This is a genomic window from Chitinophaga sp. (assembly GCF_039596455.1).
Lineage (GTDB): Bacteria > Bacteroidota > Bacteroidia > Chitinophagales > Chitinophagaceae > Chitinophaga.
Genome location: NZ_JBCNJR010000007.1, coordinates 108,209 through 122,861, shown reverse-complemented (window position 1 = coordinate 122,861; position 14,653 = coordinate 108,209). Strand labels below are relative to the sequence as shown.

Here is a 14,653-nt window from a genome sequence, read left to right as displayed (position 1 = left end):
CGTTATATGTCTTTTTGCGCGCTGTAGGCCGTTTGTTCGTCTTTGTATTTGGAAGGGCATTTCATCAGTATCTTGTCGCAATGGAACTCTGAGCCTACCATTTTGCCTGTGAGCACCAGCTCCGTAGATTTTTCGAAGTCGGTGGGGCGGGTGCCGTTGAAGACCACTTTGGTTACCTCACCTGCCTTGTCTTTCATAAAAAAGCTGAAATAATTGGCATCTTTGGCGGGATCGTACACCACCTCCTTATCCTTGTCCAGCGCGCCTATCACGTGAATTTTCTTCCCTTCTTTCTTGCGCGCGGTGGCAAATGTTTCATAGGTACTGAAATCCCCCACCATCATTACCATACCGGCCACACATACGGCTATTACGACGAGTAAAATGATACTAGTTTTCTTCATCCTTACCAGATTAATTGTTAACAAAGGTAGCCAAAAAACTGAATGGGGAAGGCTGATATTCGTCAGGTTTGCGGGACGGGGTTTCCGATTTTTACCGTTACCTTTGCGGCGGAATAGCAAAGTATATTGAAATAATCATGGCTGATCTTTCGAATTTTGATCCCAACTCGCCGGGGTTATTGTCCAATAACATTTTCGGGCTTCCCTTCGGTGAGGAAGATGCGCGGCTGGTATTGGTGCCGGTGCCCTGGGAAGTGACGGTGTCTTACACACATGGTACAGCCCGCGGGCCGGAGCACATTTTCAAGGCATCCCTGCAGGTAGATCTTTACGACGCGGATGTGGACGGCGGCTGGCGCCAGGGGTTTTACATGCGGGAGTGCGACAAGCAGCTCCTGCTCCGCAGCGACTATCTCCGCAAGGAGGCGGAGCTGTACCTCCGGTTCCTGGCAGAAGGCGGTGACGTGCAGGAAAACGACTTTCTCCGCCGCTCGCTGGATGATGTGAACAGGGGAACCCAGAAAATGAACAACTGGGTATACCAGCAAACGAAAGAACTGCTGCAGCGCGGCAAGCTGGTAGGCCTTGTAGGAGGAGACCACAGCACGCCGCTGGGCTATTTCAAGGCCATAGGCGAGCATAAGGGCGACTATGGTATTTTGCAGATAGATGCGCATGCAGACCTGCGTGACAGCTATGAAGGGTTCAAATATTCCCACGCTTCCATTATGTACAATGCGCTGGCGGAAGTACCGCAGGTGAAGAAGCTGGTGCAGGTGGGCGTAAGGGATTATTGTGAAGAGGAGCTGCAGTACATCCGCAACAGCAATGGCCGCGTGGTGACCTTCTTTGACCAGCAGATCAAGGAACGCGGCTTTGAAGGCGAATCATGGAAAAGCATTTGCGACGATATTATCAACCAACTGCCGCAGCAGGTGTATATCAGTTTTGACATAGACGGGCTTGACCCGAAGCTGTGCCCCCATACAGGCACCCCGGTAGCCGGCGGGCTGGAAGGGCCGCAGGTATTTTACCTGTTCAGGAAAATACTGGAAAGCGGCCGCAGCCTGATAGGCTTTGACCTGGTGGAAGTGAGCGCAGGGCTGGATGAGTGGGATGCCAACGTAGGCGCCCGCATGCTTTTCAAGTTGTGTAACCTGATGGTGAAATAATCATGTACAAATTCCGCATTTTACATCCCAACGCTATGACCCGCCTGCGTTTGCAGCCGGTAATGCATGGCATGGTGGGTATACTTTTCCTCTTTAACGTAATAGGCACCTATAAGCTGGAGCGCCCTAACTGGATGATAGCCTTCCTGTTTATAGCAATGGGCCTGGTGAGCGTGGCTTTTCCCCTGCTGATGCGCCGCATCCGCAAATTTTCAGAAGCCAATACGGTGCTGCGCATGCTGCAGGCTTTCACCATGCTGAGCGGCTGCCTGTACTTCCTTTCGCACATGCAGCCCATTGTGGGCTTTACGCTTTTCCTGGCCGGCCTGGGCATCGGCTACATCGGCTATGCGGAATACAAGATACTGCAGCCGTCTTACGTATCATTTGACACCACAGGCATTACCCTGCCTACCGTGTTCGGCACGCGCCGCATAGGCTGGAACGAAATGAAAAACGTAATTTTGCGGAACGACCTGCTCACGCTGGATTTTAAGAACAATAAAATACTGCAGCTGGAGGTGCTGGACGATATTTCCACCACCAAAGCCGCGGAAATGAACCAATTTTTCCAAACACGCATACAATGAACGTATCTCCATACATACTCTATTCAGACGGTAAAGGGAATATTTTTGAAGACACTTCCCTTTACGTGGCCGGGCGCAGCGGCTGGGATGCCCTGCCCATCCCGGACGATGAATGGATAGAGCTGCCGGACGGCGGCAATCTGTACGAATTGCCGGGCCGCCGTGGTATTGGCATAGATGTGGAAACGGGAGAAATGCGCCTTTGTGAAAAAGGCTGGGCGGTGGCCGCCTTCATTCCGCCCGCACATACCGGCTTTTACCTGGCCGCTTATGAGACCATGCCTGATGCGCCTACGCTGCCGCTTTTCTGTTATACCGCAGCCGGCTGGCATGATGACAAGTTTTACGTGCCGGCTACCCGCATTGAGCAAGACATCCGGCAGGAATGCGCCGGTTTTAGCGACAGCAAGGTGAAGAGCGGCGTATCCACCCTGCTGGAAGCCTATCCGCACAACCGCCTGGTGCAGCACCTGGCCAACAACTGCGCCCTCACCTACCACTGCCCCGCCGCCCGCAACTATTTCATGGGCCGGTGGGAGTGCCCGGTGCCTTCTTCTCCCGCCTGCAACGCCAACTGTATTGGCTGCATCTCTTTCCAGCCGGAAGAAGAAACCATTGTATCTACGCAAGACCGTCTCAGCTTCAAACCCACCGCTGCGGAAATTGTAGAGTTCACCGTGCCTCACCTGGAAACGGCGCCCTTCCCTATTGTGAGCTTCGGCCAGGGCTGCGAAGGAGAGCCGCTGCTGATGTGGGAAACCATCCGCGAGTCCATTCTCGAAATACGCAAACATACTTCCAAGGGAAGCATCAATATCAACACCAACGGCAGTAAACCCAACGCCGTGCGGGAGCTGTGCAAGGCGGGTCTCAACAGCATCCGCGTAAGCCTCAACTCCGTGCGAGAGCACATCTATACGCCGTATTACCGCCCCAATAACTACACCTTTGCAGACATTGTGGAAAGCATTAAAGTGGTGCGGGAGCATGGCGGCTGGGCTTCCATCAATTACTTCGTGTTCCCCGGCATGACAGACAGCGTGGAGGAATATGAAGCGCTGCGCGAACTGATCAAAACCACCGGCCTGAGCATGATACAATGGCGGAACTTCAATATTGACCCTGACTGGTACCTCGGCAAGATCGGCGTTACCGAAACCGGAGACTGCCTGGGCATGAAACAAATGCTGGAGCTGCTGCGCGAGGAGTTCCCGGATCTGAAGTTCGGCTATTTCAACCCACCGATGGAACGGATGCTGGGGAACTATGAAGAGGATTTTGCACACGCCTGAACAGCCATCTGAACCCGATGAAGGTAAGCACGCAAATGCCCGCTACCATGTACCACCAGGCCGAATAACCCAGGTTTTTCACTACAAATGCGCCTAATGTGGGCGCAATAAGGTGCGCCGCACTGTAGCAGGCCATATACAAACCCGCATATTGCCCGCGGTTGTGGTCTTTGCTGCGGTGAATCCAGAAGTTGTTCATAAAAGGCAGCGTCATCATCTCCGCAAAAGTGAACGTGATGATGTAGATGAACGCCAGGGCGGTTACCGCAGGGAAAATATTGAACACCAGGTACGCCAGGCCCATCAGCAGGGCTCCTATGCTGATGTAGTACACATCCGGCCGTTTATTTTCCAGTTTATATACCAGCACCATTTCCACCAGCGCTATCAGCAGACCGTTAACGGACAGCGCAATGCCGATGAGGCCTTCCGTAAGCTGCAATTTATCTTTAAAGAACACGCCCACAATGGTGAACATCTGGAACAGGCACACGGCAAACAAAGTAACCAGCAGTATAAAAAAGAGATATACCCAGTCTTTGTACGCAGAATCCAGCCTTTTGACCTGCGTTTCTTTTTCTTCCTTCTTTTCCCGGAGCACTTTTACCGGCGGCAGCACCATGCGCATCAACAAACCTGCGGTGATGCACACCAGCCCGTCTGTCCAGAACAGCCATTTGTAGCCGATGGCAGCCAGCATGCCCCCTAAAGCGGGGCCAACGGCCCAGCCCAGGTTAGTGGCCAGGCGGATGAGGGAATAGGCCCGCAACCGGCCGGCAGCGTCACTGTAATGCGCTACGGCGGCGGCATTGGCCGGCCTGAAAGATTCACCTATCAAGCCCTGGAAGAAGATGGCTGCGGCCAGGGAGGGGAAGGTGTGCATTTGTCCCAGCAAAATGAACATGGTGCCGTTGAGCACCAGGCTCCAGAACTGCACGGGGTAAAAACCGATGGTATCCGCCAGCTTGCCGCCCAGCAGGGAGCCGCAGATAGCGCCGGCGCCAAAAAGGGTCATGATGATGCCGGCCTGTTCCAGGGGCAGATGCAATTCAAACGTCAGGTAGATCGTTAAAAAGGGGATCACCATGTTGCCGCTCCGGTTAATGAGCAACACCACGGCCAGCCACCATACGCGGGGGGAAATGCCGCTGTAGGCGTTCCTGTAAAGCGAGATCGTTTTGTTGTACATATGCGTTTGCAAGCTATGCCGGGTTGCAGTAAGAACCAAAAGGAATATTACCAATGAGGTGATTTGTTGATTAATTGCGTTTATCCGGTAATGCGGCCGGCAGGTTGCCTGAAATGGCCACAGCGCCATTTTCTCCTCCGCCTGGTGCGGTTTTTGCCGCAATTATGCAGCAAAGGCCGGGGGCGGGTTCCGCCGCTCATACAATCCCCGGGCGGCATATTGAAAAAATATTAACTTTGGAACCAAGATGGAGGAACAAAAACAACAGAAAAATATAAAAGCCGCCGGTTTTACAATTGCCGTGCATGCGTTGCTGTTAGTGGGCCTGTTCATGATCAGCTTTTCAGCACCGCCGCCGCTGCCCAACCAGGACCTGGGCATGGAAGTGAACCTGGGCACCTCGGATGATGGAATGGGAGACGAACAACCGTTGAACCCCAACCCGCCTGCAGCCAGCCAGCCGGCGCCTTCTGTTCCTCAAAACACGCCGGCCCCGGCTGAAGACCAGGGCAATACGCAAGACCTGGCCACCCAGAACGAAGAAGACGCCCCTGAGGTGAAAAATCCTCCCAAACCGGCGCCCAAACCCAAAGAAATTGCTAAAACCATAGAGACCAAAACGGAAAAGACACCACGCAAGCCCAAGGCTGTAGCGCCACCCGCCCCGCCGGCCCCCCAAAGGCCCAAGGCAGTGTTCACCGGCGGCAGCTCCAACAATGCCAATAGTGGCAACAGCGCCAATGGCAGCAACAACTCCAGCGGCGAAGGCAACACCGGCAGGCCCGGAGACCGTGGCGTAATAGGCGGAGACCCGAATGCCACCGGCTATACCGGCACGCCCGGCGCAGGCAGGGGCGCGTCTGACTTCCGCCTGCAGGGCAGAAACCTGGTAAACAGGCCCTCTGTGACGTGGGATGGCAACGAAACCGGCTATGTAGCCGTAAACATAAAAGTAGACCGGCAGGGCAATGTGATCAGCGCCGCCTATACCTTGAAGAATTCTACCATTAACAATCCAAAAGCGATCCAGATTGCCATTGAAGCGGCTAAAAGAATCAAGTACAATGCCAGTTCGGACGCGCCGGAAGAACAGTTCGGCCCTATCCGTTTTTACTTCAAAGCGCAATAAGGAGAATATTATTCCGGTTTTCCCGTTATTAAAAACTAATCTGCCGACTATTCTATGTACTTAAAGAACAGGCTCTTACTGTTAATAGCGGGAATATGCGCTGCTGCCGCTGTGCAGGCGCAAAGTTTTCCGGGGTATCATACCAGCCAGTACGCAGGTATACACGCCGTGCCGTTCAACCCTGCCAGCGCGGCCGGCAGCCGTTACCGCTGGGATGTGAATATCATAGGGGCCGATGCAAGGGCCGGCAATACCTACGTCAAGTTCGAAAAATCTTCCCTGCTCTCTGCAGACTCTTTCCGGATGTGGCGGGATTACTTTCCGGATACCAATGCCACCCGCAAACAATACGCCTGGGGCAGCGCAGACATCATGATGCCCTCAGGGCTGTACGCTATTGACGAAAAGCAGTCTGTAGCCTTCACCTGGCGCGTACGCGGGTCTACGTACGGCGGCGGCCTGGAAGCCTCCACCGCCAATTTCTTCGCCATCAACTACCCTAACCCGAAATACAACAACCGCAATATTTCAGACACCTACGGCGGCGGTTTCGCTCATTGGTGGAACGAATTTGGCCTCAGCTACGCCCGGGTAATACGAGACCGCGGAGATCACCGCCTAAAAGCCGGCATTACGCTCAAGTACCTGGCCGGCCAGGCCGCTGTATATGCCGTAGGGCGGGATGGCTCACTGCTGCTGAAAAACCAGAACCTGATTGACATAAACCAGGGTACCGTATTCTACGGTTATAACGCAGAGCTGGATACCAACGGAGATAGCTGGCAATCTCTTTACAGCCCTTTCCATAACCCGGGCATAGGGGCAGACATTGGCCTTATTTACGAATGGCGGACAGATAACGACGGTTTTGGCAGCGTGTACGAGAACGGCGACTGGAACCCTGACGCCGATACCTGGAAAGCCCGTGCAGGCATTTCTGTGGTAGACATCGGCGGTATCAGGTATGACAAGTCACCCATCAGCGCAGACCTTGACATGCGGGCGCAGAATTACCCGGCCAACATGCTCGGCAAACGCAAGGAAGAAAGCATCCGGCAATATGCCAACCGCATGGCCAGCACCTTCACCTCCCTGGAATCGGACAGTACCTTTTACATGAACCTGCCCACCTCCCTCAACCTGATGGGAGACTATAACATAGACGGCCGCTTTTTTGTGAGCGCCAGCGCTACCATTGCCCTCACCGGCGGTACCAATGACGATCACAAAACCAGCGCCCTCACCTGGCTGATGGTAACCCCACGTTTTGAAACGAAACACCTGGGCGCTTACCTGCCGCTTTCCGTTAACCGCTACGGGCAGGTAGACGCGGGGCTGGCCCTGCGTGCCGGGCCGCTGGTCATCGGTTCTTCCAGTCTTTTTACTACTCTTTTCCAGCCCCGCATCAATCATGCGGATGTATTCGTAGCTTTGCGCGTGATCCCGATCCGCTTTAAAAAGGGGAGCTGGGACAAGGGAGATGGCGGCATTTTTCGCAGGCGGAAAAGCAGCGTTGCCTGCCCTGACATATAGCCAGGCATATGAACTACCAGCAAACTATCGACTACCTGTACAACCAGCTGCCCATGTTCAGCAAACAGGGTGCATCTGCCCTGAAGCATGACCTGCTGAACACCCGGGAGCTTTGCACCATACTGGGCCACCCGGAAAACCGCTTCCCGTCTGTACACATTGCCGGTACCAACGGCAAAGGCTCTTCCAGCCACATGCTGGCGGCCGTGCTGCAGCAGGCCGGGTATAAAACCGGGCTTTACACCTCCCCCCACCTGTACGATTTCAGGGAACGCATCAAGATCAACGGCGCCATGATACCCGAAAACCGGGTAGTGGAATTTGTGGAGCGCCTGCGCGCAAAAATAGACACCATACAACCCTCCTTCTTTGAGCTGACGGTAGCCATGGCCTTTGCCTACTTTGCGGAAGAAAAGGTAGATATTGCCATTATAGAAACCGGGCTGGGAGGCCGATTGGACAGCACCAACGTGATCACGCCCGTGCTTTCCCTGATCACCAACATCAGCTTTGACCATATGAACGTGCTGGGCAATACCCTGCAGCAGATAGCTTATGAAAAAGCAGGTATCATCAAACCTGACGTGCCGGTGGTGATCAGCGAAACACAGCCTGAAACCGCTCCCGTATTCTACGACGCGGCAGATCAGCGCCTCTCTCCCATTTATTTTGCAGACCAGGAATGGGCTATCATAGACTCCTTCCCCGCCCTGGATTCGCTGGCGGTAACGGTGGCGAATACACGTACCAGCGAGCAGGAGACCTATACGCTTGACCTGCCGGGCCATTACCAGGAAAAAAACCTGCTGGGCGTACTGTCTGCGCTGCGCGTATTGCAGCAGGCGGGCTGGAAAACAGGCAATGTGGGGGCTGCGCTGGCCAACGTGCGGAAACTTACGGGGTTAGGGGGGCGTTGGCAGGTAGTACAGCAGGCGCCCTACACCGTGCTGGACGTAGGGCATAACGAAGCAGGCATCAAAGCTATACTGGAACAGCTGGCGCTGATTCAATACCGCCACTTGCATATTGTGACCGGGTTCGTAAAAGATAAGGATGTACCGGCTGCACTAACCCTGATGCCGAAGAACGCAACATATTATTTCACCAAAGCACAGATACCGCGCGCCCTGCCGGAAGACGAACTGTACCGCATGGCGCAGGAAGCCGGCCTCCGGGGAGCGGCCTATGAAAACGTACCTGCTGCTTATCACGCAGCGCTTGCCAACGCTGGTGATGAAGACATGGTGCTGGTTTGCGGCTCTGTGTTTATTGTGGGCGAAGTGCCGGGCGTCTGAAGCATCGGCCCTACAGTTGGCCTGCGTCACGCAGCTCCTTTATTTTTTCCAGCCCGTAATGCAGGCAGCTTACATGCAGGCTCTGCAGGAACTGGCGCTCTTTCAGCATTTTCCCCACTTCGTCTACGTCTTTCAGTAATACTTCTATTTCTTCATTCTCGTCCAGGGCCTGCTCCTGTACGCGCTTTCCGCCGGTGGCCAGGAACATGTGCGTGAGATTGGTGCTGGTAGACGGGTTGTGAGATACCACTCCCAGGTCATAAAAGTGACTGAAGGCAAAGCCAGTCTCTTCCAGCAGCTCCCGGCGTGCGGCAGCTTCGGGCGAAGTGTCCGTAGCATCCATCACGCCGCCGGGAATTTCCAGCAGCACCTTGCCGTACGCATGCCGGTATTGCCTGATGAGGATCACTTCCCTGTTTTCCGTTACGGCCATCACACACACCCAATCCGGGTACTCCAGCACGTAATACGGGTTTACCAGCACACCGGCCGGCGTTTCGCAGATATCCCTGCGCAGGGTTAACCAGGGTTCTTTATAGAGGTATTCCGAGTTTACAAGTTTCCAGTCCAAAGCAGTTAGTTACAAATGTGAGAAATGCACCTTATTTCCAGCCTTCCCGTTCCTTGAGGCGCTCAATGTGCGCCAGGTGATGAAGGCCATGCCATGAATAGTTGGCCAGGTGTTTTGACAAGGTGTACGAAGCATTGTTGCCGGGATGGAAAAAGGTGCGGTCCCAATCTCCGGGCTCCAGATGCTCCAGCACGGCCACCCAGCGGGCATGCAGCGCATGCAGCAGGGTGATGGACATATTGATGGGCACATGCTGCACGTCAGGCAGCTCTGCCCAGGCGGTTTCATCGTAAGGTTTGATAGTAGGGTTGTTTTCCGTGAGCGCCATTTTGATGCGGATAAAACCGTTCATATGGGAGTCTGCCAGGTGATGGACCACCTGCGCTACCGTCCACCCGCCGGGGCGGTAGGGCGTCTGCAGCTGATGCGCATCAAGGTTTTGCACGGCCAGCTCCAGCAGGGAGGGCAAATAGCGGATGTCATTAATGAACTTTCTCCGCATGTCTGCATTGATCACCACCGGTGCCTGAAAGGGGCCGATGGGGTAGCGTAAATCTTCCATATGAAACAGTTACGATTGACGAATGCCGGCTACTCTTCCCGGAGGTCTTTCCCGGTGAGGTGAATGAACACATCTTCCAGGTTGGCCTTTTTCACTTCCTTCTTTCTTTCAAAACCGCCTGCCACGAGCTGGTCTATCAGCGCATCAGGAGAGTCCAGCGCAATGATGCGGCCGCTGTCTACAATGGCGCAGCGGTCACAGAGAAACTCCGCTTCGTCCATATAGTGTGTGGTGATCACTACGGTAGTGCCCTGTGCCCGTACATGCTGAATGAGCGTCCACAGGTTGCGGCGGGCCTGGGGGTCCAGGCCCGTGGTAGGCTCATCCAGGAAAATGATGCGGGGGCGGTTGATCAGCGTGGTAGCAATGGAAAAACGTTGCTTCTGCCCGCCGGAGAGGGATTTGAACTTCTCCCCTGCCTTGTCTTCCAGGTTGAACTCCTTCAGCAGCTCCATCCCGTTTACGGGCTGGTTGTACAGCCCGGCAAACAGCTCTATCAGCTCCAGCAGGTTCAAACCAGGGTAATAACCGGACGTCTGCAGCTGCACGCCAATGATCTTCTTGATGGCGTCTGGCTTCTCATCCAGGTCCAGGCCATCTACTATCACGGTGCCGGAGGTTTTCTGGCGCAGCGTCTCAATAATTTCCAGCGTGGTGGACTTGCCTGCGCCATTGGGCCCCAGGAGGCCAAACACTTCGTTCTCGTATACATCAAAACTGATCCCTTTCACGGCGGTAAAGTCCCCATACTGCTTTACCAGGTCTCTCACCTCAATGATCTTGCGTTTTTCCATTCGGCCAAATTACACAAAAACACAAAAAAAGAGGCGCTCCGTTTTACCGGGCGCCTCCTTCCTGAATTTAAAAGGTTTGCAGGCAGTTATTTGGAAGCCGTAGCCTGCGGCTTATTGATGAATATTTGCGTGAAGTAAACAATATTCCCTTTTCCCCTGGCCGCACCAATACCGATCAGGTTAAAGTTGCCCAGCATGTTCCTGCGGTGGCCGGGGCTTTTGATCCAGCCGTCTACCACTGCCTCTGCGCTGAGGTTGCCGTACGCTACGTTTTCAGCAGCGCCGCTTACCCGGCCCAGCTTTTTGGAAATATCATCTACACGGCCTTCAAACCCGTCGTGCCCGAAACCGGTACGGCCGTTGGCCATGGCCTTGCTGTGGCTGCGCGCCTCGGCATTGATGGTTTCGTTCATTTTAAGCGCGGGCAGGCCTTTTGATTTGCGGAACTTGTTAACATAATACAGGATATCTTCCTCCACATCGCCGTTATTACGTACAGCCGTGGTTGCGGGCTTGCCGGTTACTGATTTGCTGCAGGCAGAGGCCTGGCTGCCCATCAATACCGCCGCGGAGAGCAAAAGGACCTTACAATAGTGCTGATTAAACATGCTTTTAGAAACGTTTTTTTAATACTGAAAATTGTATGATCCAATTTCGCGCCAAAAGTTTAATCAATCACCACCTGAATGGCCTCTACCATTTTTCTGGAGCCAATGAAAATGGGGATGCGCTGGTGCAGCTCGTCAGGCTTGATATCCAGCAAACGCCGCTTCCCGTCTGCAATGGCGGCGCCTCCCGCTTTTTCCATCAGGAAAGACATGGGGTTGCACTCGTAACAAAGGCGCAGGCGGCCGTTGGTATACTTGCCGAAAGCCGGGTACATGAATACCCCGCCCTGAACCAGCGTACGGTGTATTTCAGATACCATGCAGCCTACAAAACGGTGGCGGTATACCTTGTCTGCCGCGTTCTGCGCCATGAACAGGTCAATGGCCTGCTGTATCTTCTTTTCATAGAGGTAATAATAGCCCATGTTCACGGAGAAAATATCACTGTCTTCCGGCACCCGCATGTTGGGATGAGAAAGGCAGAACTCTCCTATGCTGGGGTCTAGCGTAAAGCCCTGCACGCTTCTGCGGGTGGCGTATACCAGCATGGTGGAAGAGCCATAAATGATGTACCCCGCGGCTATTTGCATGTTGCCCGGCTGCAGGAAGTCTTCCCGGGTACACAGCTCGCCGTTGGGAGAAAGGCGGCGGTATACGGAAAAGATGGTGCCTATAGACACGTTCACGTCTATGTTGCCCGACCCGTCAAGCGGGTCCATCAGCACCACATATTTGGAGTTTTTGGAAAGCTCGTCCTCAAAGCAGATAAAGTCTTCATTCTCCTCAGATGCTACGCCGCAGCAGTAAATACTGGTGCGCAGGGAGTTGATGAGCTGGTCATTGGCAAATTCATCGAGTTTTTTTACCGCTTCACCCTGCACATTGGTTTTACCGGCTTCCCCCAGTATGTCTGCAATGCCGGCCTTGTTCACTTCCACGTTCACCCTCTTGGCAGCCAGCCCAATGTCACGCAACAGGCCGGAGAGCTGGCCGGTGGCGCCGGGATAGTTTCTCAGTTCCTGGATGGTAAATTCGTCCAGCGTCATAACTCGTTGGTTCATTTTCATATACGTGTTGGTTAAGGTGTGCTAAATTAAGCTAAACAGGGCTATTTACCGGAAATTGTCATTTTCCGGTAAATTCATTTTTAAACAATTCTAAAGTTGCCGTACTTTGCCGGACAATTTTTTAACAGAAGTCGATTCTCCGTATGAAGGTTTTCAAATTTGGCGGCGCAAGTTTAGAAACTATTGAGCGCATTCAGCATGTGGGTAATATTCTGCAGTCTTATGCCGGTGAAAAAATACTGGTAGTGATGTCTGCCATGGGTAAAACCACCAATGAGCTGGAAAAAGTAGCCCAGAATTTCTTCATGCGCAAGCGGGAAATAGCCGCCCAGTTGCTGTACAATGTTGAGCAGCAGCACCTCCAGGTAGCTGAAAGCCTGCTGGGCAGCCGGGATCATTCCCTATTCACCCAGCTGCAGCAGTTCTTTACGGAAGCGGAATGGACGCTGGGAGAAAAGCCCCTCCGCCCTTACGACTATTATTATGACCAGCTGGTGGGCCTGGGCGAACTGCTCAGCACCGCCATTGTAAGCGCCTACTTCAACCAGGCGGGCATTACCAATGCCTGGGTAGACGTGCGTGACGTATTCCGTACGGATGATAACTTCCGTGATGCCAATATTGACTGGGAAGTAACGGAGAAGCAGGTGAAAGAGAAAGTATTGCCCCTGTTCAACGCGGTAGATATTGTGATCGCACAGGGTTTTATTGGCAGTACAGACCAGAACGAAAGCGTCACCCTGGGCCGGGAAGGCAGCGACTTTTCCGCCGCCGTATTTGCCAACCTCCTGGACGCCGAAAGCCAGACCATCTGGAAAGACGTGGAAGGCCTGAAGAACGCTGACCCGAAACTGTTTTCCGATACGGTCAATATACCGGAGATAGCTTTTAACGAAGTGATCGAGATGGCCTACTACGGCGCGCAGGTGATACATCCCAAAACCATCAAGCCCCTGCAGAACAAGCAGATACCGCTGTATGTAAAATGTTTCCTGAACAAAGACCTGCCGGGCACCGTGATCCGTGAGGATGCAGACAACCGGAAGCTGCCGCCCATTATTGTATTGAAAAAGAACCAGGTGCTGATCACCATCACGTCCCGCGATTTCGGGTTCATTACCGAAGATAAGATCAGCGACATCTACGAGATATTCCACGCCAAAAAGATCAAGATCAACCTCACCCAGAACGCGGCCATCAGCTTTTCCTGCTGCATAGACAATAACCCTGAGAAAATAGAGCTGCTCATCAAGGCCCTGCACAGCGGTTTCAAGATCTCTTACAATGAGGGGCTGGAGCTGCTGACCGTACGGCATTACCAGAACGGCCTGCTTGAAAACCTGACCAGGGGGCACAAGATATTGCTGGAACAGCGGTCAGACAGTACGGTACAGCTGGTGATGAAGTAAGGGGTATCAGGAACGCTTTTTCACCTGCGGCGCCAGGTCATAAGGCCTGTTGAAGAGCTCCTGGTCTACGGAGAAGCGTGCGGACAGTTTACGGATATTTTCTTTGGAAAGCCCCCTGCGGCGGTGCAGGAAGTCTGAAATAAGGCTGGGGCTGATAGCCAGCTCTTTGGCAAGGTCTATTGATTTGAGGCCATGCTCTTTCATGAGATAGCGGAGCGCCTCAACAGGGCCGGCATCGGAGAAAGTGCTGTTATCCCGGTCATACTTCTCGATGAGCACCTGCAGCAGTTCGATAAGGTCCGCTTCTGCGGCGCTTTTCTTTTTAAGGGTTACCAGGCCCTCCAGCAACTTGCAGTACTGGTTGTACTGGGTGGTGGATTTGATCACTTTGTACTTCAGCGGTTCCATATCTGTAGTTTAATATTCACAAATGGTATATTGTTTTCCTTCCCTGCATAAAGCCGTATAGGCTGTGTGGGTGCCTATCCATGAAATGAAAAGGTGCATTTCGCGTTGTCCGAACACGTAGTGGCAGATCATACGGTAATTGTTGCCGCCAATGTCAAACACTACCCGGTTACTGCCGTTTCCCAGCAGGTCTGCGGCGCCGAACGTTTTCAATATATCCGCAGGGCAGGCCCAGCGGGCATTCTTTAAAATGGACAGCGATGCTCTGAATGGCGCCCGGCTGGAAGGATATACCCTTTTGAAAGCTTCGATAGATTCCTTCCGGATCAAATGTATTTTCATACCAATTGACTTAACGAAGTTAATCAATAATTCGCAAAACGCGAACTTTTTCTTTTACGCTTCATTCTCCGGTGGGAAATAGCAATCTGGGTAACAAAAAAGGCACAGAGAAACGTGCCTTGCAATAAATCTAGCGGAAATTTATCATCCCGCCCAATAGGTTTTCTTACATTTCAACTTCTTTCCTTTTCTACTTTTATTTTATTATTAAAATGTAGAAAATAGTTTTTATTTTTATCAGCGCAGTGAATAATGTACTTCGTGCAGCGACCATATTGTAAAACCAGG

Annotated in this window: 16 protein-coding genes; 7 read left to right on the top strand and 9 right to left on the bottom strand. The window is 53.0% G+C overall.

Annotation, left to right across the window (positions count from 1 at the left end):
• Positions 1 to 2: 2 nt before the first annotated feature.
• Positions 3 to 404, bottom strand: a complete 402-nt coding sequence (locus ABDW36_RS19875; protein ID WP_343703669.1) for a cytochrome c maturation protein CcmE — start codon at positions 402 to 404, stop codon at positions 3 to 5.
• A 137-nt stretch (positions 405 to 541) separates the two neighbouring features.
• Here ABDW36_RS19875 and ABDW36_RS19870 point away from each other — a divergent pair, with 137 nt between their 5' ends.
• Genes ABDW36_RS19870 through ABDW36_RS19860 form a run of 3 tightly spaced genes read left to right on the top strand, consistent with a single transcriptional unit; the run spans position 542 to position 3,458 of the window.
• A complete protein-coding gene (locus tag ABDW36_RS19870) occupies positions 542 to 1,576 on the top strand; it encodes an agmatinase family protein (RefSeq protein ID WP_343703668.1) in 1,035 nt (344 codons plus the stop codon).
• Between the two features lie 2 nt (positions 1,577 to 1,578).
• Positions 1,579 to 2,166: a hypothetical protein gene (locus tag ABDW36_RS19865; protein WP_343703667.1), complete on the top strand. Its 588-nt coding sequence runs from the start codon at positions 1,579 to 1,581 to the stop codon at positions 2,164 to 2,166.
• Positions 2,163 to 3,458 carry a radical SAM protein gene (locus ABDW36_RS19860; RefSeq protein WP_343703666.1) on the top strand — a complete coding sequence of 432 codons (1,296 nt, stop codon included), beginning with the start codon at positions 2,163 to 2,165 and terminating at the stop codon, positions 3,456 to 3,458. The genes ABDW36_RS19865 and ABDW36_RS19860 overlap by 4 nt, the downstream gene beginning before the upstream one ends.
• Here the strand turns inward: ABDW36_RS19860 and ABDW36_RS19855 are convergent.
• Complete coding sequence (locus tag ABDW36_RS19855) at positions 3,400 to 4,659, bottom strand: MFS transporter (protein ID WP_343703665.1); 1,260 nt, start codon at positions 4,657 to 4,659, stop codon at positions 3,400 to 3,402. The genes ABDW36_RS19860 and ABDW36_RS19855 overlap by 59 nt on opposite strands.
• Positions 4,660 to 4,894: 235 nt before the next feature.
• Between ABDW36_RS19855 and ABDW36_RS19850 the strand changes: the two genes are divergently transcribed.
• Genes ABDW36_RS19850 through ABDW36_RS19840 form a run of 3 tightly spaced genes read left to right on the top strand, consistent with a single transcriptional unit; the run spans position 4,895 to position 8,604 of the window.
• Positions 4,895 to 5,776, top strand: a complete 882-nt coding sequence (locus ABDW36_RS19850) for a hypothetical protein (protein WP_343703664.1) — start codon at positions 4,895 to 4,897, stop codon at positions 5,774 to 5,776.
• Positions 5,777 to 5,830: 54 nt separating this feature from the next.
• Positions 5,831 to 7,309, top strand: a complete 1,479-nt coding sequence (locus tag ABDW36_RS19845; protein ID WP_343703663.1) for a DUF5723 family protein — start codon at positions 5,831 to 5,833, stop codon at positions 7,307 to 7,309.
• 8 nt (positions 7,310 to 7,317) lie between these two features.
• Positions 7,318 to 8,604 carry a folylpolyglutamate synthase/dihydrofolate synthase family protein gene (locus ABDW36_RS19840; protein WP_343703662.1) on the top strand — a complete coding sequence of 429 codons (1,287 nt, stop codon included), beginning with the start codon at positions 7,318 to 7,320 and terminating at the stop codon, positions 8,602 to 8,604.
• 10 nt (positions 8,605 to 8,614) lie between these two features.
• Here ABDW36_RS19840 and ABDW36_RS19835 read toward each other — a convergent pair whose 3' ends face one another.
• The 5 genes from ABDW36_RS19835 to fbp form a co-directional block, all read right to left on the bottom strand.
• Positions 8,615 to 9,175: an NUDIX hydrolase gene (locus ABDW36_RS19835; protein WP_343703661.1), complete on the bottom strand. Its 561-nt coding sequence runs from the start codon at positions 9,173 to 9,175 to the stop codon at positions 8,615 to 8,617.
• A gap of 31 nt (positions 9,176 to 9,206) precedes the next feature.
• Positions 9,207 to 9,737, bottom strand: coding sequence for a YfiT family bacillithiol transferase (locus tag ABDW36_RS19830; RefSeq protein ID WP_343703660.1), 531 nt, complete (start codon positions 9,735 to 9,737; stop codon positions 9,207 to 9,209).
• 29 nt (positions 9,738 to 9,766) lie between these two features.
• Entirely contained in the window at positions 9,767 to 10,531 is a 765-nt protein-coding gene (locus tag ABDW36_RS19825) for an ABC transporter ATP-binding protein (RefSeq protein ID WP_343703659.1), read from the bottom strand.
• An 86-nt stretch (positions 10,532 to 10,617) separates the two neighbouring features.
• On the bottom strand, positions 10,618 to 11,139 hold the full coding sequence (locus ABDW36_RS19820; protein ID WP_343703658.1) for a CAP domain-containing protein: 522 nt from the start codon (positions 11,137 to 11,139) through the stop codon (positions 10,618 to 10,620).
• A 59-nt stretch (positions 11,140 to 11,198) separates the two neighbouring features.
• Positions 11,199 to 12,200, bottom strand: coding sequence for a class 1 fructose-bisphosphatase (gene fbp, locus ABDW36_RS19815; protein WP_343703657.1), 1,002 nt, complete (start codon positions 12,198 to 12,200; stop codon positions 11,199 to 11,201).
• 149 nt (positions 12,201 to 12,349) lie between these two features.
• Here fbp and ABDW36_RS19810 point away from each other — a divergent pair, with 149 nt between their 5' ends.
• Entirely contained in the window at positions 12,350 to 13,615 is a 1,266-nt protein-coding gene (locus tag ABDW36_RS19810; RefSeq protein ID WP_343703656.1) for an aspartate kinase, read from the top strand.
• 6 nt (positions 13,616 to 13,621) lie between these two features.
• Here ABDW36_RS19810 and ABDW36_RS19805 read toward each other — a convergent pair whose 3' ends face one another.
• Positions 13,622 to 14,023, bottom strand: coding sequence for a helix-turn-helix domain-containing protein (locus ABDW36_RS19805; RefSeq protein ID WP_343703655.1), 402 nt, complete (start codon positions 14,021 to 14,023; stop codon positions 13,622 to 13,624).
• A gap of 9 nt (positions 14,024 to 14,032) precedes the next feature.
• Positions 14,033 to 14,365 carry a type II toxin-antitoxin system HigB family toxin gene (locus tag ABDW36_RS19800; RefSeq protein WP_343703654.1) on the bottom strand — a complete coding sequence of 111 codons (333 nt, stop codon included), beginning with the start codon at positions 14,363 to 14,365 and terminating at the stop codon, positions 14,033 to 14,035.
• Positions 14,366 to 14,653: the final 288 nt, after the last annotated feature.